This window comes from bacterium, assembly GCA_021372615.1.
In the GTDB taxonomy this organism is placed as follows: Bacteria; Armatimonadota; Zipacnadia; order Zipacnadales; family UBA11051; genus JAJFUB01.
Window position 1 is genome coordinate 42,286 of record JAJFUB010000021.1, and the last position, 20,570, is coordinate 62,855.

10 protein-coding genes are annotated in these 20,570 nt (G+C 68.4%); 2 read left to right on the forward strand and 8 right to left on the reverse strand.

The genetic code is table 11. The annotated features are described in order from the left end of the window. Window positions 1-62: 62 nt before the first annotated feature. Window positions 63-4,124 (forward strand): hypothetical protein, encoded by a 4,062-nt coding sequence (locus tag LLH23_03190; GenBank protein MCE5237477.1) that lies wholly within the window; start codon window positions 63-65, stop codon window positions 4,122-4,124. An 11-nt stretch (window positions 4,125-4,135) separates the two neighbouring features. Here the strand turns inward: LLH23_03190 and LLH23_03195 are convergent, their stop codons facing one another. The 4 genes from LLH23_03195 to LLH23_03210 all read right to left on the reverse strand — a co-directional run bounded on the left by LLH23_03195 (window position 4,136) and on the right by LLH23_03210 (window position 12,521). Continuing rightward, on the reverse strand, window positions 4,136-7,648 hold the full coding sequence (locus LLH23_03195; protein MCE5237478.1) for a discoidin domain-containing protein: 3,513 nt from the start codon (window positions 7,646-7,648) through the stop codon (window positions 4,136-4,138). 214 nt (window positions 7,649-7,862) lie between these two features. Next, window positions 7,863-10,271 (reverse strand): DUF4838 domain-containing protein, encoded by a 2,409-nt coding sequence (locus tag LLH23_03200; protein MCE5237479.1) that lies wholly within the window; start codon window positions 10,269-10,271, stop codon window positions 7,863-7,865. Between the two features lie 658 nt (window positions 10,272-10,929). After that, entirely contained in the window at window positions 10,930-12,039 is a 1,110-nt protein-coding gene (locus LLH23_03205; protein ID MCE5237480.1) for a metallophosphoesterase, read from the reverse strand. A 29-nt stretch (window positions 12,040-12,068) separates the two neighbouring features. Next, window positions 12,069-12,521: a transposase gene (locus LLH23_03210; protein ID MCE5237481.1), complete on the reverse strand. Its 453-nt coding sequence runs from the start codon at window positions 12,519-12,521 to the stop codon at window positions 12,069-12,071. Between the two features lie 151 nt (window positions 12,522-12,672). Here LLH23_03210 and LLH23_03215 point away from each other — a divergent pair, with 151 nt between their 5' ends. Beyond that, window positions 12,673-13,551, forward strand: coding sequence for an alkaline phosphatase family protein (locus LLH23_03215; protein MCE5237482.1), 879 nt, complete (start codon window positions 12,673-12,675; stop codon window positions 13,549-13,551). 437 nt (window positions 13,552-13,988) lie between these two features. Here the strand turns inward: LLH23_03215 and LLH23_03220 are convergent, their stop codons facing one another. The 4 genes from LLH23_03220 to LLH23_03235 all read right to left on the reverse strand — a co-directional run bounded on the left by LLH23_03220 (window position 13,989) and on the right by LLH23_03235 (window position 20,478). Then, entirely contained in the window at window positions 13,989-15,029 is a 1,041-nt protein-coding gene (locus tag LLH23_03220; protein ID MCE5237483.1) for an alcohol dehydrogenase catalytic domain-containing protein, read from the reverse strand. A gap of 104 nt (window positions 15,030-15,133) precedes the next feature. Further along, on the reverse strand, window positions 15,134-17,470 hold the full coding sequence (locus LLH23_03225) for a hypothetical protein (GenBank protein ID MCE5237484.1): 2,337 nt from the start codon (window positions 17,468-17,470) through the stop codon (window positions 15,134-15,136). 46 nt (window positions 17,471-17,516) lie between these two features. After that, window positions 17,517-19,523, reverse strand: coding sequence for a sulfatase-like hydrolase/transferase (locus tag LLH23_03230; protein MCE5237485.1), 2,007 nt, complete (start codon window positions 19,521-19,523; stop codon window positions 17,517-17,519). Between the two features lie 46 nt (window positions 19,524-19,569). Next, window positions 19,570-20,478 carry a hypothetical protein gene (locus LLH23_03235; protein ID MCE5237486.1) on the reverse strand — a complete coding sequence of 303 codons (909 nt, stop codon included), beginning with the start codon at window positions 20,476-20,478 and terminating at the stop codon, window positions 19,570-19,572. Between the last annotated feature and the right edge of the window lie 92 nt (window positions 20,479-20,570).

Genomic DNA, 20,570 nt, shown 5'->3' on the forward strand with positions numbered 1-20,570 from the left:
GTGGGCCCGGAACGGCGCCGCGCCCTATTCCCACGGGGAACCCCGGCTCAGGGAGGCAGGGAATGAACCACCCGCACCTGCGTTACGCCCGTATCATGGGCCATGCTGCCTGGCTCACATTGCTGGCGGGAGCGGCCGCGGCCGCTCCGCCGGTGGCGCTGACCGGGCTGCGGACGTCGCAGTCCGCCGTGCAGGACCGTCTGCGCGCCCGTCCCGATTGCCTGGTCTGGTACCGCTTCGGACCGGCGCCGGCGGGGCTGACCTTCGAGCCCGCTCCTGAGAAGGACGTCCTGAGCGAGACCGCCGGGAGCCTGGAGGGCCAGCGCGCTACGCGCATCTTCCACGGCATGCTGAAGGGGCCGGCGCTGGACATCCCCGCCACGGGGTTCACCCTGTGCTGCTGGCTGAAGATCAACCAACTGGAGAAGGTGGACCGTGGCGGCTACCAACGGACCGGCGGCGGCCTCATGGCCTCCGGTAGCTGCTACTACAACGGCTGGCGGCTGATGGCCTCGCCGGACAGCGGCGGGCTGAGCTTCGCCATTGGCCGGCCCGAGGGCAGCACCGGCATCAGCAGCAACGGGTTCCTGACGCCGGGTGAGTGGCACCATGTGGCCGTCACCTGGGACCACAAGACGCTGGCGCTGTGGATTGATGGAGCGTTGCGCGCGGAGGCGGCCAACACGACGGCCTACACGCCCAGCGCCTCGCTCAAGTACTTCCGCATCGGGGAGTGCAGCGAGGGCACGGGGGTGCTCGACTTCGAGATCGCCGACCTGGGCTTCTTCAGCAGCGCGCTTCCTGGCGAGACCTTCGAGGCTCTGGGTAACCCCGACGCGGTGCTGGCCCGGCGGCTGTCGGAGTTCCTGCGGCAGATCCCGACGCCTCCCGCCGGCCCTCGGGTTGATGCGGCGGCGGAGCGGCGTTACCGCCAGGCCTTCGCGCCGCTGCTGGCGCTCAAGGGCTGCGAGGACTCGCTGGCCTTCCGGGAAGCGCGCTCCTATGCGCGGCTGTGCCTCGCCGCGAGTCTGCGCCGCAGCGGCGCTGGCGCGGAGGCCGAGCAGGCATACCGGCAGTTGGTCGCCGACGAAACTGCCATGCTGCATGTCCGCGCCCGCGCGATGCTCGCGTTGGGGGACCTGCGGCGCGACCGGAAGCAATACGCGGCCGCCCGGAGCGAGTACCAGAAGGCGTGCGACTTCTTCGTCGCCAAGCACGAGGAGTTCCGGACCGCAGCGATGGAGCGGCTGCGCGACCTGGAGACGCTCGCCGACGGCCAGCCGTTTCGCACTGAACGCCAGCGCCGGATTGACCGCATCAGCCGGGCCGTGCCCTGGTTCACCGTGGCGCCGGATGGTGACGATGCCAACCCCGGCACGGCGGTACGGCCCTTCCGCACGCTGGAGCGCGCCCGCGACGCCCTGCGCGAACGCCGCAAGCGCGAGCCTCTCCCGCCCGGCGGTGTCGCCATCGTCCTCACGGGCGGCGTGTATCCCCGACTGAAGGGGAGCTTCGCGCTCACAGCGGAGGATTCAGGAACAGCCGCGGCGCCGGTACTGTACTGCGCGGCGCCGGGCACCAAGCCGATCCTGCGCGCCGGTCAGGCCATCACCGGCTTCCGCCCCCTGGCCGACAGCCCGGCAGCGCAGCGCATCCCCGAGGCCGCCCGCCCCCACGTGCTACAGGTGGACCTGCGGGCCTCCGGCATCACTGACTTCGGCAAGCTCACGCCGCGCGGCGTTGACTACTTTGGTCCGCTGGTCAATGTGGACACGCCGGCGCATCTGGAACTCTTCTTTGGCGGAGTCCCCATGTCCCTGGCCCGTTGGCCGAACGACACGCCCAAGATGAGCGAACGCTTTGCGCTCATCGAGACGGGCGACCAGGAGGCGGTGCGCGTCGAGGGCCGCACCATGGTCAAGGACTCCAACCTGATCTACTACTCCAACCCCCGACAGGACGCCTGGGGCAACGAGCCGGACCCCTGGTTGTTCGGCTACTTCCAGTATGCCTACTTCTCCTCGTACCGCCGGCTGCTGGGGGTGGAACCGGACAAGAAGCGAATGCGAGTCGAACTCGGTGGGCCCGGGCAGCATCCCAACGTAGTCAAGGGGTCGCCCTACCAGGGCATCAATCTGCTGTGTGAGTTGGACAGCCCCGGCGAGTGGTACCTGGACCGCGCCACCGGCCTCCTCTACTTCTGGCCACCGAAGCCCCTGCAGGGCACCGAGGCGGTCGCCTCGATGCTCGAGGTGCCCGTGATCACGATGGACAACACCTCGCACGTCATCCTGCGCGGGCTGACCGTCGAGGCCGGCCGGCACCACGGCGTGACGATCAAGGACGGCGAGGACGTGCTGTTGGCGGGCTGCACCATCCGCGACATGGGCTGCAAGGGCGCCGAGATCAACGGGGGGCAAGGGCACGCGCTGGTCGGCTGCGACCTGTCCTATCTGGGCAACGCCGGGGTGACGGTCTCCGGCGGCGATCTGCCCACACTGAAGCCCTCTGGGCACGTGGTGGAGAACTGCCACATCCACCACTACGCCACCTGGAATCGCGGCGCGTACCAACCGGCCATCAGCGTGAAGGGCGTCGGGGTGCGCATGTCCCACTGCCTGATCCACGACGCGCCGCACCAGGCGTTCCTGCTGGGCGGTAACGACCACATCACCGAGTACTGCGAGGTCCACGACGTCGCGCACGAGGCCGGCGACGCCGGCGCCTGGTACATGTATGGCGTCGTGGCGGCCCTGGCGGAGCGGGGGAACGTGGTGCGCTACAACTACTGGCACCACCTGCCGCAAAACGACACCCTGGCGAAGTACCACTGCGTCTGCCGCATGGGCGTGTACATTGACAACGTCAACGGCGGCGTCACCGTCTACGGCAACGTCTTCTCGCGGGTGGACGTGGATGCCGGCGCTGTCTTCTTCGGCGGCAGCGACGACATCGTCGAGAACAACGTGTTCCACCGGTGCCGGCAGGCCGTGCGCATGGATGATCGCTCGTGGGTCTACGGCAAGGCGTACCAGGGCCTGGACGCGTATCTGGCCAAGATGAAGGTCACCGAGCCGCCCTGGAGCGTCCGCTACCCTCGGCTCACGACCATCAAGCCGCATACCGAGGATCTGACGCTGATCGTCCGCGGCAACGTGGTCGCCCGTAACATCGCGCAGGGGTGCGATAGCTTCCTGTCCGCCAATGCCACTACAGCCCGCTACGCCCGGATCGAGCGCAACTGGGAAAAGGGCGATCCCGGCATGCGCAGCGCCGACACCGGCGACTTCGGGCTGAAGCCCCGCGCGCCGGCCCTCACGGACTGCTTCTTCGAGCCGCTGCCGCTGCAGCAGATGGGCCTGTACAACGACCCGCTGCGGGCTTCCTGGCCGGTCGTGCACCCCAGCGGCAACTACGAGACCCTCACGCGCGACACCACGAAGATTGACAGGGCGGACCGTACACCACTGGCCAAGATGCCGGTGTGCAAGGCGACGCCCCGCACGGCCGAGATCCACATTGACGGTGTGCTGGACCCGAAGGAATGGGGGGGCCTCGATGCAGCTCAGGGCTTCGCGCTGACGCGCAATCCCGACAACGCGCAGACGAAGGCGCAGCCCAGCATGATGTGGCTGCGGCGTGATGCGGAGTGCCTCTACCTCGCCCTGCGTAACGACCTGGAGCCGGGCATGGAGGCCAGGCCCAAAGGCAACTCCCCCTCCTGGTGGGGTGAGGCGGACATTGCCGAGGTCATCTTCGAGGGAGTGGGGGGCGACTGGTGGCCGTCGGACACGGGCCATGGCCCGCTGTTCTACCTGGTGGGCGACAGTGCGGGCGCTTTCGACAGCTACGCGGTGGCGGGCCTGCCCAAGGCCCGCGCCGACGGATTGCGGGGGGCGGTGCAGTATGCGGCCGCCGCGCGGCCAGGTAGCTGGACCGCCGAGTGGCGTGTGCCCCTGTCGGCCCTGGGGCTGGATCCGAAGGCGGCCAAGGGGTGCTGTTTCAACGTGGGGGTACACAAGCCGCGCACTCCCGACGCCTCCGCCAACGACAAGTGGGCAGTGTGGACCGGCACCCAAGGTCCCAACTGGCGTGTCTGGAACGCCGGCTGGCTGGGCCTGTAGGAGTTGTCCTCCTATGGGTGCGTCTCGGCCGTGATCACGCGGAGATGGACGATCGAGTTCCACTCGTTGGTCGTGTTACCGTACCCGCGCAGGCGCACATACTGGACTTCGTGCGGATCAACGGTGTAGGTCTCCAGGTCAGCCGACTTGCCCGAGCTGGCGCCGTCGAACACCTTGCGCCAGGTCACGCCGTCAGTGCTGGTTTCGAGGGCGAACTTCGCCTGACGTATGGCGCCCTGGTGCCACTGGATGCCGACTCCTCTGATCTTCACCGGACGCGCGAGCGTGAGATCGAGCCGGACGTCACGCCCCTCGGCGGCCCAATATTCCCGGCGGCCGGGGATGTCCGCCAGCATGGCACGCAGGGCCTGCAGGTCGGAGTTCTTGTTCGCCTCGATCCACAGTACGTCACTCTGAGGGCCTGGGCGGCTCCGGGTGAGCTGCACGCTGTTGGCCGCGTCGTCTCGCACCACGTCCAGACCGGCCACCATGCCGAGCACGCTATCCGGGACGAACCACTCCTTCTGCTCGTGTACCGCCGGGGCGGGCATCTTGAAGGTGTGGCCGTTCAGGGCGACCTCATCGGCGGCCGCGCGGAAGAGTGCGGTCCGATTGCCGGCTCTGGCGCGCAAGCCTCCGTCGGCCTCGACGGCTTCAAGACCGAGGGCCTTGAGGATTGCGGTCGCGGGGACCAGCAGGCATGTGCCCGCGGTCCGCGTGGGCGGAGCGGGGAGGGGGCGCCCGTCGAGGAACACACGGTTGGCGAGCGGTGGCGCCAGGCGCGGCATGCAACCCGGCGGGACATGGAACTCGGGGGCGCCGGGCAGCGCTTGCGGCCGCACCATCAGATCACCGCCCGGCACGATGGCGAACGCCGTGTTCTGGCCGGGCGCGACGCGGGCATTGAACCGGATCTTGTGGTCTGGGGACTCAATGCTCCAGTCGCCCGGGGCCAGGCCTGTGAGCAACAACTGCTGCTGCTTGCCCGTCGGAACATGAACCTGGAACGGCCCGTCCAGCAGTCTGCCACTCTTGCTCAACACGACCACTCGGTCGGCCAGCGCAAGTGTGAAGGTGGTGGGGGACTCGGCCAGGGCCACCGGGAGCCGCGGCGCCTCCTCGTCCGACATCGGCATGACCGCCAGGAAAGCGTCGCTCGCCTGCTCCCGCTTGGGGGAGAACATGACGCGGCAGCCGTGCCCCTCCGGTTTGGACGGGTAGGGCGCCGTGAACTGCTGCCCGAACACACTGTTGGCCTCTTCGCCCTTCAGGATCTGCAACTCGCGCTCGTCCGGAGTCGGGAGCAGCATGTGCACGTCCACCTTGCCAGCTAGCCCCAGGGCGCTGTTCCTGAGGACCACGCCGTCGGCGGTCTGTTCCGGCGGGTTCAGCGCGTTCAACTGCCAGACCTTGCGGAACTCGGGCTTGGCTGCCGTGACGTTGTCGAGGACGATGAGCGCCGCCGGCGTCTGCTCGTTGTTGAGATTGAGGAAGCAGAACGTGCGCACATACTCCTTGATCTTCTCGCTGTAGGCCGACTTCAGGTCCACTGCGAAGTAGCTGAAGAAGGGGCGCTGCGGCACGGGGCCGAAGCTGGCCGAGATCTTGCTGCCGTGAGCGAGCGCCGGGTTACTGGTCGCGTCCTGGGGAGTGCTGGGGCAGCCGCGGTTGAAGCGCGTGCCGCCATCATTCGCGGTCGTGCCCGGGAACTTCTCGTCCGGGTCCACCACCAGCAGCATGCTGTGCGCGACCGACCGCTTGCAGAAGTTGGTGTCGTAGGGGGTGCCGTAGAAATGGTACTGGCCCAGATCCACCGCCTGCAGGCCGCGGTAGTAGATCTGGAAGCTGCCCGCGTCGGAATGCTGATGGTTGCCGAAATGGTAGCCGCCCCCCTTCATCTCCACCACGGCGTCGGCGGTGTTCGCACCCAGATTCCAACCCGTCCGGGCCACCATGGACCCGAGCACCGGGCCGAAGTCAAGGGTGAGCGGCAGGTCGTCGAGACTCTTCTGCGCCACCAGGTTGGGGTCGTTGAGCAGCAAGTAGGGAATGGGGTCGCCAGCGGTGCCGCCCTGGCGCTGGAAGTCGCCCTTGATGATCGGGTCGGCGGTGTAGGCGTACGCGAGCAGGGGCGTCAGCCCGAGATTCACCTGCTGGCCATCTGAGAAGCCATCGCCATCGCGGAGCATCTGTCCGATAGGCAGGCGCATGTAGAGCCAGAACTTGTAGACGTCACCGATGTTGCCGTCGAAGACCGGTCTGCCGGTCATGCGGCGGAGCAGCCAGGCGGCGTGGAGATCCCAGCCGAACCGATAGGGCCCGTAGCTGACGCCCTGGTTGTGCCGCGGCGACTGGTACTCGAAACGGCGCATCGGCACCAGTTCCTCGAGGATGCGGTAGGCACAGTAGCGATACGGCAGGGGATCCTCGTCATAGATGGCGATGGCCATGCTGAGCAGGTCGCGGTTCACCTGCGCCTCATTACCATGCCCGTTGATGATTGACTGCCGGAACGGGGGCCAGCCGATCTCCATGTCATCGGCCAGGCGCATCAGGTCCTTGCGGATGCTCTCCCGGTCTGCCGGCGCCATCACGTCGTAGCACCAGTCATAGACCAGCGCGCCCGAGTAGATGGCCCGGCCGATCTCCCGGGTGATGTCGAGCAGGTTGTCGAACTGGACCGCCGCCAGGTAGGTACGCATCAGGGCCACAGCTTCGAGGCCACGCTCCCGGTCACCGGCCATCAGGTGGACGAACGCCTTGGCCACGGCAGCCTGCTCCAGCGTGGCGTTGTAGCCTACCTCCGCGTTGGGGGCGACGCTGAACGCGAACGGCTTTGTCGCCTGCTCTCTGACTCGCGCCCACACGGGGGCATTCTCGCCCTGGTCCAGGTTGGCCCGCACTTGCGCCAGCGACGCTTCGTTCACCCACAGGCGCGGCCGGGACTGGGGCGGCACGATGGTCGGCTGATACGCGGCCGCCGCGGCCGGGACTGCCGGGGGCGTGTAGGCTGCGATCTGCAGGGCGTCGAGCCGCATTCCTTCCGGCAGCCAGACCCGGATCTCCTGCTCCTGGCCGTTCAGATCGAACTTGCCGGTGGCCTGCGTGCAACTGCCCGGCGGGCTCCACGGCACAAAGACGACCCGCTTGGTGGGGCGACTGCCGTCAACGGAGATCATGAGCCGCAGCGAGGCGCTCTTCCCGGAGGCCGCCTTCATCGCGGCGGTGCCCTTGGCGTCTGTGGCCGCGTGGGTGCGAATCCAGTAGCGACCGGCCTGCGGCGCCTTCACCGTGAACACCAGGTCCGGCGCACTATCGGGCAGGCCGACGTTGCTGACCACCCCCTCCTTGAGCGACACGCCATGCTTGCTCGGAAAGGTGTCCTGCCCGACCACTTCCGCTCGATCCGTGCTGATCTGCGCGGCTTCGGCCTCGAGGGTGAGCGGGTCGCCGAACGCCGTGCTGGCCAGTGCGCCCATCAGGATCAGGCAGCCAAGCCAGACTACGAGTCTTGCCGTCAGCATGGTGTCAGTCTTCTCTCTTCTGGGGGTCGTGTTCCCGGAACGCGCGGGGCCTGTGCCCCTGCTGGGAACTCGTGAGGCCTGCGTCGGGCTGCTGCTCACGCCTCGCGCGGGTGTCGGGCTGTTTCGGCGCGATGCGCGGCGGCACCTTGGTGACGCGGCAGGGCGTCCTGATGGAGTCACCGTCGGTTCCGCCAGCGCCCGGGCGCGCCCCCGGCTACTGGCCGGACTGCCTGACCAGGATGATCCGGTCCACCAACACCAGGTCGTCCCGCGCCGGGCCGCCGTAGGAGGGCCCGTCGAACTTGAGCGACACCCAGGCCTGCCAGGTGTTGTCCACGCCGGGCTCGTAGACCCGCGTTCCGACCTCCAGATGCGTCCCCCAGCTTTGGGCCGAGAACCAGATCCAGCTATCCGCCGTCACGGTGATCTCGCCGAGCTGGTAGAGACGGTACACGCCCGGCGTGATCTGGTCTCGCGGGATGCTCACCCGCGCCCCGTGCACACCGGAGGGCGTGCCCGGCGGCGGATCGTGGGCGGTCCACTGGTAGAAGCCCATCTGGAAAGGCAGATCGGGCAGATCCACGGTGGCGGCGTAGCCGAAGGCCGCCTGGGGATCGGCGACGGTCTTGCGGCCCGACTTGTGGCTGTAGTTCTTCGGCAGGTACTGGCGCACCGTGTCTGGAGGTGTGCCTGCCAGCCGCTCCGGTAGCGGCTTTGCCTGGCCGCCGCCGGCGATCACTGCCAGCAGGTCCTGGAGCGTCTCCGCGCCCAGCGGCCGGTGCTTCATGCCCGCCGGGGCCGACGCGTTGTTGACGGACGTGATGCGGTCCGCGACCACTGCCGCGTCCCGGTATGCGTCCGGATGGGCCTTCTGCAGGTCGAACCACTTCCAGAGCGTGGCGAAGTCGAGTTCCCGGCGCAGCAGGCGGACATTGAGCAATCGCTCCGTGTCCGCGGCCACCCGCTGCTCCATCTGCTCGAACCAGCCCTGCCAGCGGTGGATGTTGTCCGGGGTCAGGTACGGGAAGGTGCGGTCATCGAGGTTGGGGGAGGTGTAGGTGACTCCGGGCGGCAGCTCGCGCATGGCCTTGCGGCCGTCTTCGAGGGCCTGCAGATACTGCCGTGCCAGCGGTGCGGCCGCGCCGTACTGGTGGTCCGTGAACTCGCGGATGATGGCGTCGGTGTCGCAGTTGACGTCCTGCAGGAGCTTGAGGAACAGGTACGTCTGCAGCTCGCCCAGGCCGGCCCGCTGCAGGTACTTGCAGTGATCGGTGAAGAACCCGCGCACCCCGGCCCGGTACATCAGGCGCACCTGGTTGATGTTGCGCTCCAGGTTGCCGAGGGGCATCTCGATGCCGGTTCCCCAGGGGTTGGGGTAAAGCCAGGCCCAGAGGTTGCCGGGGGCCGCGATGGCATTCCAGGCCTTCAGGTCGGCGTAGGTTTCCTGGAGCCGCGGGTCCGGGTGCGTCCAGTCGGCGAAGTAGCAGTCCTCAATCGGCGCGAAGGAGATGATCAGGTTGGGCGGTAGCCTCTGCCCCTTGGGGAGCAGGGGCGGCTTCTGGGTCTGGCTGCGCCGGTAGGCGATGGTCCGGACGAAGACGCCGGGATGCTCCCGCTGCAGTAGGGCGCACAACTCCAGGTCATAGTCGAGCAGCGGCCCTCCCGGGCTCTGGTACTTCTGCTCCAGGGCCACGCAGGCCGGACACCAGCACAGCCGGCCGGGTGTATCATTGGCATCCAGGGTGATGATCCGGTTGCCGGACTCCGCGGCCAGATGTCTCAACACGTTGGCGGTGAGTTCGCGCCGCAGCGCCGGATTGCCGAAACACAGTTGCATGGTCGGGACACGCTTGCCGGTGGCATTCATGGAGAAGAAATCGGGGTTGGTCGCGAAGTAGTCCTGACGCGGCAGCCAGGTGAAGTCGCGGCGCAGATAGGGGGTCTCGGGCGACGGCGGGATGTACGTGAACAGGCTGTGCACGAACTTGTCGTTGCGCAGGTACGGCACGAAGGGAGACGCCGGGTCCTTGCCCCACTTCTCCGAGGCCATGTTCATGCCGTTCTGGTAGTAGAAGTCAGGGCCCCAGTACAGCGTCAACTCGCGGCTCGGAAAGGAGAACCCGCGCCTTCGGTTGAACGGGTTCAGCGTCACGCTGGGCCGGGCCGGGACCACAGGCTTCTCGTATACCGAGTACCAGCGCCACCCCACCGAGTTCTCGAGGAACTCCATCACCGCGTGCAGGTTGCCGTGAATGCCCTGGCCATACAGGAAGATGTCCGCGCCGCGGCTGCGCGAGACGTGCTCCTGCTCCTTGAGCGACTTCAGCGGGTCGCCTCCGAGACGCTTGAGGGCCGGCGCGCTCACCCCGACGAAGACCGCCGGGGCGCCGGCGGGCAACTCCCAAGCGGCCACGACCGCGAACTCCGCGCCGGTGGTCTGCTTGAGGGTGTCAGCCAGCGTCTGCACCGCAAAGTCGTCCACCCTGGAGGGCTGGTCCGGCCGCACGATGCGGTAGCGGGTGGCGCCGTTGGCGGACAGAGTGAGTGGTGCTGTGCTCGGCGGGGCGGCATGACCTACGGCCGTCAGGAGGAGAAGTGCTGTGACGACAAACGCCCTTGGCATCGTCTGTCTCTCCGTGGCATAGCAGTACCGCAGCCGGCTGACCGGCCGGAAGTGCGGGCGCCGTCCGCGATGCGACCGCAGGCCTTCAGTGGGGCCTCTCCGCCTCGCAGTTGCATCTTGCGCCCTGACGGGTTCTCGGAAAGGCAACGGCTAGTCGCCCCAGAGCACGAGCCGGAAGCCGCGCGGAGGGATGGTGTCCTGCCACTGCGACGCCAGCTCGTAGGTCTTCCCCGGGTTCCACACGTCGCTCCCCCGCGCGCCCGCCTTCGCTCCGAGCTTCGCCAGGTCCAGTTGCAGCGACGCCGCCTGCGCCTCATCCGTGTCGTTCTGCGCCGCCAGCAGCAGTCTCCCCCACGCGAGTAGGCCGAGGCGAGAAGGCGGTTTGACTGTGGGCTCACCAGCGCCACGCCGCTGCCCTCATGCCGGTACAGGCGGAAGACGACCTCGATGGCAACCGAGAGGCGGTCAGTACTGCCCCTGACGCCCGCAGCCTGGGCGAGACGGGCTGTGTCAGGGCTTAGTTGCCGGACCGTGGGCGGTGTGGGGCAGGGCTCCGCGTCAGTACGGAACTGGTCCGCCGCCGCCGGCGCCAGGACCAGCAGAACGGCCATGGACGCGTGACAACGCAACCGCATGGTCGACTCCCGCGACGAGGCCGTTACTGCTTGACCGGCCTGACGAGCACCGGGTACTTGATGGCAGTCGTCCGCGCTCTCGCGTCGGTGGCGTTCAAGGTGAGTGTCGCCCAGGTCAGCCCTGTGTTGCCCACCGCCAGCCGCGTCTCGTATCGGCCCTCACCGCACGGGGTCATCGCCACGGGCTCTTTCCCGGGGGCCGCGCAGGTGACTGTGGTGATCGGGTCCGGCGAGAACGGCTTCACGATGACCTTGGCCAACCCATCCTGGGCGGCAACCGGGCTGTACTGAGCGTTGCGCTCGGGCGCGATGACGGCAATGGCCGGCCACTGGCCGGGGACCGCCTCCGTCCAACATAGAGCGCCGTCTTCGAGGGAGAGCAGCCGGAACTGCCCCGGTGGACCATTGGGGCTCGTGCCCAGCGCCGGACCGGCGAGACTGAGGACGCCGCCCGGGCTGTTGTAGCAGTCGTAGATGGGATGCAGATGTCCGGCCAGGTGGGCCTTGACATGGTACTGGGCACACAGGTTGATCACCCGCAGCGCCTGCTCGCCACCCAGGGATGCCCAGCCGGGCATGCTGTCGAAGGTCGGGTTGGGCATGGCCACCAGCGGGTGGTGCATGGCTATCAGGAACTGTCTCTGACCGCGCCCGTGGGCCAGCTTCAGTTGCTCCTCCAGGTAGTCACCCCATTGCGGCCAGTTGCGCTCGCCGGCGCACCCGCTGCTGTCACCGATGCCGATGAGGGTGCAGTCCTCGCAGTCCGCGACAATGTGCTGAGTCTGGAATACGCTGCGCCACACCTCGACAGGCGGCCAGTCGTGGTTCCCCGCCACGGGGTAGACGGGGCAAGGGGCGCCCTTGAGGATCTCCAGGAACAGCCGCCAGGACGCCTCGTCCCCCGCGTCGGCGATATCGCCCGTAGCGACCACAAACTGAGGCTTGATCACGGGCAACATGGCCGCGAAGTCTCGGAGCGACTCCTGCCCCCGGGTGCCGAAGGACCCCGCCCCGGACGCACTCAGATGAGTGTCGGTGATGTGCACGAAGACAAAGGCATGGGTGGGGATGGCGCACAGGATGAGTGTGAGTGGGGACAGGAGGTAGCGCGCGCGCCAGGGGACGGTGACCATGTGTTCTGCCTCCGATGCTCGTCCATCGCTCAGACCTGACCTTCCCCCAGCCATGGCACCAGTTGCAGTCTGGTAGATCGGGTCTGTTCGGCCCTGCCCTCCGGGGTGGCTGGTTGGTAGCCCGGTGAGCCACGTGGTCGCACGATGTTGTAGCGTCTTCGCCACCATTCTGCCAGAATCCTGGCTTCCACCAGCGTGTCGAAGAGCTCGCCGTCCGGCAGTTCACATCTTGCAGCTCGCCGCTCAAGCTCGAGCTGGCTCGGTACTACCCGGGGCTGTGTCTGATCGGGTACGCCAACGGCTACGCCGGCTACCTGCCAGCCCGGCGAAGCGTGGTGCTCGACGGAGACGGGCCGCGGTATGACTGATGCAGGTTCGTCGGTCTTCCCGCCGTCTATGCCGCCGAGGCTGAGGATGTGCTGGTCGAGGCCGTGTACGCGGTGCTCGCCAACCTCGATCGTGCCAACCAGCCGGCCGTCCACGGGCGCTCGGTGGCTTCGCCATAGCCGTGGGCGGCCAGGACGTAGGGAGCGCACCCCATGACGGCGAAAGGTACGGTCCCCGCCATGATCTGACAGGGCCGGCGGGGCGCCGACCGAAAGAGAGTGAGACAGTATGAGAACTGCGTCACGCGTGCGATTCCTGCTTGTACTCGTCGGACTGCTGTCGCTGGCCGCCGTATGGGCCGCGCCGGCGCAACATGTGGTCGTGGTCAGCATTGACGGCGGCCGCCCCGATGTGATCCTGACCAGCGACACGCCCAACCTCCATGAACTCGCCGCCGGCGGGGCGTACACCTGGTGGGCGCACACCATCGTGCCCAGCATCACTCTGCCCTCCCACTGCTCGATGCTGACCGGCTGCGAGATGGCCAAGCACGGCATCACCTGGAATGACAAGTTCCGCGCCGAGGCGGGCTATGTGAAGACGAGCACCTGCTTCGAGATCGCGAAGGCTGCGGGCCTGGGGACGGCCATGTTCGTGGGCAAAGAGAAACTGCGCCACATCGCCAAGCCAGGCACCGTGGATGAGTTCTCGCTGGTCGCGGGCGGCGCCGTGCCGATCTCCGAGGCGGCGGGCGCGTACTTCAAGGCCAAGAAGCCGGGGATCCTGTTCGTGCACTACCCCGATTCCGATGCTGCCGGCCACGGCAAGGGCTGGGGGTCGCCGGCCCATCACGCCTCCATCGAGAACTGTGACAAGGGGATCGGGATCCTGCGCGCGGCCCTCAAGGACTCGGGCGTGGCAGAGCAGACCATCATCATCGTCACCGCCGACCACGGGGGCCATCTGCTCACCCATGGCACGGCCGACGTGCGCGACATGACGATCCCGTGGATCTGCTACGGCCCTGGCATCATCGCGCCGGGTGAGCTACAGGCGCCGCCGTTCGTCTGTGACACGGCGGCCACGGCGTTGTACGCACTGGGCCTGCAGCCCGATCCGCAGTGGGACGGCAAGCCGGTGACCGCGGCCTTTGTTGCCCCGGCAGCCCAGGCGGCCACGAACTAGACCCCGGCCGACAGTCTGTGGCGGCGCGGCGGGACGAAGGTGTCGCCCCCCCGGGGTTCTTGGTTGGAAGGGGAGGATGAGGGGGGCCCGGTGGACGGGCGCTGCCGCGCCCGCCTAGCATGAGCCGCGCCTCCGGCGCTAACGGCCCCCGCACGCCGTCGCCATCGGGCCATGCGGCATGCCGTTGCCATCGGCCGAGGCCCGGATGCCGTTGCCGTCGAGGCCCGGAGGGCCGACTCAATCTAGGCGGGGGCGGAAGCCCCCGTCACCCGACGCCCTTTGACCTCCTCCGGTCGGGTCGTTGGTGACGGCCGCGTTTGCGGCGCCGGATGTGAGGCGACCCCCAACGCCGCGATGGGCGGTGTCCGGCGGCGGGGCCCGGCGCACACGACGCGCCACCCGCCGCCTATTCTGGCGCGAGCTTCCGCACGTCGGCGCTAGCGGACCATCATGAGCTTGAGGGCGTGGCTGCGGTGCTTGTCCGTCGCGAGGGCGAAGGCCTGCTGGATGTCCCGTAGCGCAAAGCGGTGGCTGATGAGGTGGGCGTAGCGTTCGGGCGCGGCGGAAAGCAGGTCCAACGCTACGCTGAAGTCGCGGCGCGTGCCGAGTTGCGCGTACGCCAGCGGCGCGTATAGCGTCAGCTCCTTCGTCGGCAGCGGGGTGAAGTCGAAGCTGGCCACCGGGCCCGTGTTGCCGCCCAGGAGGGCGACCCGGCCCAGCTTGCCGGCCAGGTCCACCGCCTGCTGGAAGGTACCGTGCGCGCTGCCCACGGTCTCGAAGACGGCGCTGGGGCCCGCCGGGAAGAGGGCCGCGACCTGCTCGCGGAGCGCCTCCGGGTCGGCGCCTAAGACAGTGGGTATCCCCAGAGCCCGCGCGGCGTCGGCCTGGAAGCCATGGCGGGCCGAGAGGGCGACCGTGGCCCCAAAGGCGTGGGCGGCGGCGGCGGTCATCAGGCCGATCGCGCCAGCCCCCAACACGAGCACCTCATCTGCGCCGTCCACACCGACGGTCCGCACCGCGTGCACGCCCACGGCCAGGGGCTCCACGAGCGCGCCGGTCGCGAAGTCGAGCGCGTCGGGTAGCCGGTAGAGCGTGTACGCCGGGCATGTCATCTGCTCGGCAAAGCCGCCATCGGCCGTGAGTGTCAGGAAGCCCATGTCGGGGCACTGGCAGTAGCGCCCGGCCATGCAGTAGCGGCACGCGCCGCAGTAGGTGAACGGCTCCACGCAGACGCGGTCGCCGACGGCCCAGCCGGTGACGCCGTCACCGAGGGCGAGGATCTCGCCGGTGATCTCGTGGCCGGGCACGAAGGGCGGCTGCGGCCAGCGGCCCGCGAACTGGTGCAGGTCGCTGCCGCACAGGCCGCAGGCGCGGAGGTCGAGGAGGACCTCGCCCGGAGCCGGGTAGGGAACGGGTACGTCGCGTACTTCCAGGGCGTTCGGACCGGCGAAGCAGGCGGCCTGCATCGTGTCGGGCATCGGTTGACCTCGGGTGTGTGGGAGGACGACAACGGCGTCCTCACCCCTCCCCCTCTCCCTCGCTGCGCTCCGGAGAGGGGGACGGCAACGGCGACGGCGCGGCGCTACTTCCCTGACGCGAGGAAGACGTTCCCGTCGGTGGGCTGTGGCTGCCACAGGCCCTTCTGGCTCTCGGCGATGGGGACCGGGCAGTGGTCGAAGATGTTCTGGCGGATCAGGTTGGTGGGTACGCGGCCCAGGCGGTCGGGCTGTAGCGTGACAGCCGCGCTGTCCTTCTCGTCGAAGCCCACGAGACGGTTGCCGATCAGGTCGCAGCGGCCGGCGAGCAGCAGGGCCTGCTTGACGCCCGCGGCGCCGCCGCGCTCGATCACGTTATGGCGGAAGAGCGTGGTCGGGCTGCCCCAGATGTTCAACGTGACGGGGCTTTGACAACCGGTGATGAGGTTGTCGTGGAAGTTCCAGTTGGCCAGCGGCGGGAAGACCTCGAACAGGTCGCCGGTCTTCAGCGGCGTCGCGGCGGCGAGCTTGAACAGGTCAGTCTCGCGGTCGAACGGCCCCATGACGACCGGGCCCTGCAGCTTGCCGGCGCGGGCCCACACCAGGTTCCAGCCCTCGTAGCGGGCGGTCTTGCGGCGGGGGAGCGGGACCTGGCCGCCGGCGGACTTGAAGGTCTGCGGGTCAATGATCTCGCCGACGCGGCTGGTGGCGGTCGTGGCCTGGAGGCCGGCGCCGCAGTTGCGGATGATGTTGTCGTGGACGACGAGGTTGAGGGCCGGCTCCAGGATCTGCAGCGCCGTGACCCGCGGATCGCAGGCGCCGCGCACGTACATCTGGTTGTCGCTGATGATGGTGTTCTCGGCGCCGAGGACCTGCACGCAGTGGCGGGGCTTGCTGGTGGGGCCAACCTCGGTCATGTCGAAGATGTTGCCGGTAACATTGGTGTAGGCCGAGCCGAGGTGCACAGCGTCGCCGATGCCCCAGACCTCGACGGCGCTGGAGCCGAAGTTGACGAAGAGGTTGTTGGTGATGCAGACCTCGACGGCGCCGCAGGCCGAGCGGATGGCGCAGCCGCCGTAGGGCACGACGCTCTCGAAGACATTGCCCGAGATGACGTGCTGGGCCGTGCCGAGGATCTCCATGTTCTCGCTGTGGTCCGAGGAGTTGCCGATGGCCACCGTGCCGGCGTTGCGGACGTAGTTGTTCTGGAACTTCACGAAGCGTGAGGCGCCTTCCCAGGCGCAGCCGCCGACATCCACGATGCGGCAGTTGAGGATGGCGGTGCCCTCGGCGTAGTCGTTGTTGTTGAAGGCGTTGCGGCCGCAGTCAATGGCCCAGCAGCGGTCGTAGATGATGGACTTGGAGTAGTTGGGCGGCGGGGGGTTATTGCCCGAGCGGCCCGGGCCGCCGGACCAGAAGGCCTCCAGCGACATGCGATAGGCGTGGACGTTCTGCACGAGCACGCGCTCGGTGCCGATGACGCCGGTGGCGAAGCTGGTCTTCAAGTCCTGCCCCCAGATGCCCCGGGAACCCCAGGTGGGGAAGTGGCCGCACTGGTCGCGGTTCTCAAAGCCCATGTTGCCGATCATCTTGAAGTCGCGGACGGTGCACTCGGTCCCGCCGCGCATCTGCACACACAGGCCGTGGCCCTCGGAGATGTCGAGCACGGTGTTCTCGCCGTCCTGGCCGGCGAGGACGAAGCCGGAGGGGTTGTTGATCCTCAGCCCCGAGCTGAGACGGTAGTGGCCCGGCGGGACGAAGACGTTCTTCTTGCTCTTGAGGCCCTCGTCAATGCCGGCCTGCAGGGCGGGCTGGTCGCGGTGGCGCAGGACCGCGTCGGTAACGGCCTTCGTCGGGGCGTCCTTGAGGGTGAGGACGTTGCCCTCGATCTTCTCGATGAAGGTCTCGAGACGGTCGGTGGCATTGAAGGTGGCGGTGTAGCCCTTCTCCCACTCGAACTGCTTGAACCGGACCTCGAGGCCGCCCTGGAGGGGCTGCCAGTCGAAGGTGATGGGCACCTTGGGCTTCCAGGTGCGGCCCATGTCGTCACTCCAGCGGAAGCTGGGCGGGCTGACCGGCTCGATGTCCACCACGTAGACGCTCCAGCCGGTGGCCTTCTCGTCCAGGCCGCGGATGTCCAGGACGTCCTTGAGGGGGGGCTTGCCCTTGTAGGAGGCGTAGGTCGAGCCCGGCCCCCAGAGGGTGCCATTGAGCGTGCGCGGGCAGCACCTGGAGAGCATGACGCCCTGGCCCACCTTGAAGTCGCCGACGTCCTTGACGGTGATCTGGGTGGCGTTGGCGGTGGTCGTGGCCACGGTCTCAAAGTCCGAGCCCGAGGCGCCGAAGTCGCGAACGTTGAGCCAGGCGGTGGCGTCCTGGGCCAGCGCCGCTCCCGGCGCGAGGAGGGCCGGCAGCAGGGCGAGCAGCAGCAGGTTGCGTCTCATGTCAAGCCTCCTGACAGGAACATCGTTCGCAGCGGTGGCGTGACCGCTATTGCTGGGCGGGAGGCTTAGGGTTGGCCCCGCCCCCCATGTTGACCTTCCCCACCGGCGTCTTGGCCGTGCCCGGCCAGGTGCTCCCGCCGTAGCGCCAGTCCAGCTTCTGATAGGCCGCCAGGAAGGCGCCCATGGCGCCCGACGAGCCGTCGCCGACCTGGCCCTCGGCGTCCACGGCGTAGCGCAGTAGGTCCTGGCTGAACTGCAGTGAGTCCTTGACGTTCTCCTTGAGCACCCGCAGCAGCGCGCGGCGCGGGGCCTTCGGGTCGTGCGTCAGGGCCTCGGCCTCCTGATTGGTGATGGCCGCCATGGCGGGGAGGTCCATGGGCGCCTTGACCTTGCCGACTTCCTTGAACAGCGGCGCCCCCCGCACCGGCGCGAGCGCCGCCAGCGCCGTCGCCGAGACCAGCGGGTCCTCCCACAACATGCCGGGCTCAGCCTGTGCCGCCAATACCGGATAGGCTCCCAGGATGAAGGCCTTCTCCAGGTCCACGTGGCTGTCGCTGCGGGCCAGTATGGCGCCCAGGTACACCAGTTCGCGGGCGCGCTGGAGGAGGGTGAGGTCGGCCGCGGCGGGCAGGGCCACCACCTTCCTGGCATACTCCAGCGCCTGAGGGCGCAAGTCCTTCCCCACAGGCAGGCCGGCGATGGTACTGACCAGGGCCGCGCGCGGCAGGGCCGCGGTCCGGTCGGTGGGAGGCTCAGCCGCCCACCGAGTCGCCGCAGCCAGGAGCCGGGGCGTGAGATCGCTGCGCAGCGCGGGCGGCAGTTGCAGCGCCACCAGACCCACCAGCGGGGGAATGGGATCCGCGGCGCCGTGAGTGGCGATCCACTTCTGGACGAACTGCCGGTACTTCTCGCCCTCCGGCCGGGCGGCGGCTTTGAGCATTCCCCACATCAGCAGCAGGCCCGCCTCATCCGCCGCCACGGTCTCGGGCTGGACCTGGGCGAGGATCTTGTCCGCCACGAGCTGTTGCAGATCGCGCTGGCTGAGGCGCTCCAACTCGACGGCGCGACGGGCCGCGTCGGTGCGGGCCTCCTTGCGGTTCAGGTTCAGAGGGCTGGTCAGGCACTCCGCCAACACGCGGCCGGTGGCCAGCGGCGTCTGCAGGTCCAGCAGCTCGGCAGCAGTGGGGGCGAGGTCAATCTGCAGGGCCTCCTGCTCGGAGACGAAGTCGCGCTTGATGTCGGGGCCGAGGGCCAGCAGCATGATATGCTCACACTGGTCACAGTGGTCGCCGTGGCCGTGGAAGTCCTCGGTATGGCGCCCATGGTCGTTGGTGAAGAAGACGGTCGTGGTGTCCTTGTAGTACGGATCGGCCTGGATGCCGTTCCACAGGGCCCACATCTGCTCGTCGCAGCCGCGAATGGCGGCCTGGTACTCGCTGATGTCCTTGGCGACGTGGCCCGCATGGTCGGTCCAGCCCCAGTTCACGAACACGAGGTCTGGCTGGTCCTGCTTCATGACCTCGATGACCTTGGCCGTGACCCCCTTGTCGCCTTCAGCGTCCTTCTCGTTCCACGTGGTATCCTTGTCGCCGCTGACGTGCGAGGCGGCGAACTGCTTGCCGTACGCCGGGTGCGAGCTGTACGGCAGGAAGCTGTAGACGGCCTTGCCGAAGACCGACCAGGCCTTCGTCGGCGGGACGTGCTTCTCGTCGCGGAGGACCTCAAAGAGGGTGGGCATGGTCAGGCGCGGGCCGCCGTTGGGGATGCACTGCCAGGTGCCCGAGATGGTGGTACTGTGGCCCTGGCGGGTGACGGTGATGCCGCGGTCGAAGTAGCGGGTGAACAGTGTGCCCTGGGGCCGGAGGTCGTTGTACAGGTGTGGAATCTGGGTGTGCTGGGGATCGCCGAAGGTGTCCATCCACCGCACCCCGTCCATCACCACGATGAAGACGTGCTTGGTCTTGTACTCCGCCGCGGCGGCGGACGTCGCGACCAGCACCGTCGCGACTGCCACGACCGCCGCCAGAACGAACCAGGTGAGCCGGGTACGCATGTGGCTGCCCTCCTTGGCCGTCTTGGGCCGGGGTAGTAAGGGTTCCTCAGAACCCCAGTGACAGCCCCCTATGGATCGCCAGCCCGATCTGCTCGACATGACCGCGCCGGCCGTTGTACCACAGCAGCCAGCGGTCGCGCTCACGTACTGCGAACGGTTTGTAGCACGCCTCCTCGTCCCACGCGCCGGGCGTCGGGGAGATGATCGGGTTGGCCGGGTGGCGCTGCCAGCCGGTGAGCCCATCCCGCGAACGCGCCAGGCAGATGCGCGCGGTGTGTTCGTCCGCAAAGCCGAGGTAGAACATGACCTCCCAGCCACGGTGGCGCAGCACCTGGCAGGCCGTGACCTTGTGCCGCTCCCACGCGTGGGTGGGGTCGGCGGTGAAGACGGGGTTGGCCGGGTGCTTGCGCCAGTGCAGGCCATCGTCGCTCTCGGCATAGCCGATAGCGTCGGGCTCGTACTGGTCGCCGGCGGAGTACCACATGCGGAACACGCCCCGCCGGCGGTCCCACCGCACGTGCGGGCACATGGCCGCGCCCTTCTCCCACGGCTCCTCCGCCACCAGCACCGGCCGCGCGCTCAGGCGCCGCCAGTCGAGGCCGTCGCGGCTCGTGGCATAGCCAATCCGCGACTGCCCCTGCGCCTGGCCGGTGTACCACATGTGTAGGCACCCGCCCCGGCGCACCACCACCGGGCGGTTGATGTCGCACTCCCAGCCGCTGTCGCTCGGGCCGAGCACGATCTGCGGCTCACCCCAGGTGACGCCGTCGGCGCTCTCGGTCAGGGCCACGCTCCGGCGCGGGCGCCAGGAGAACCACATGTGGTAGCGGCCACGCTCGCGCAGCACCGACAGATCGAAGCAGGTGCCCAGGTCGCCGCCGAGGACGGGGTTGCCCTGGTGCTTGCGCCAGTTGCTGTCCGGCGGTGTCGCCATGTTGTTCGTCGGTGTGTCCATGCGTGTGCCTCGTGGGGCCCCGCCCGCTGCGCGGGCACCCCACGACTCCCGACCGTGGCGGGAGGGGAGGAGGGTTGCCCGTATGACGGGGG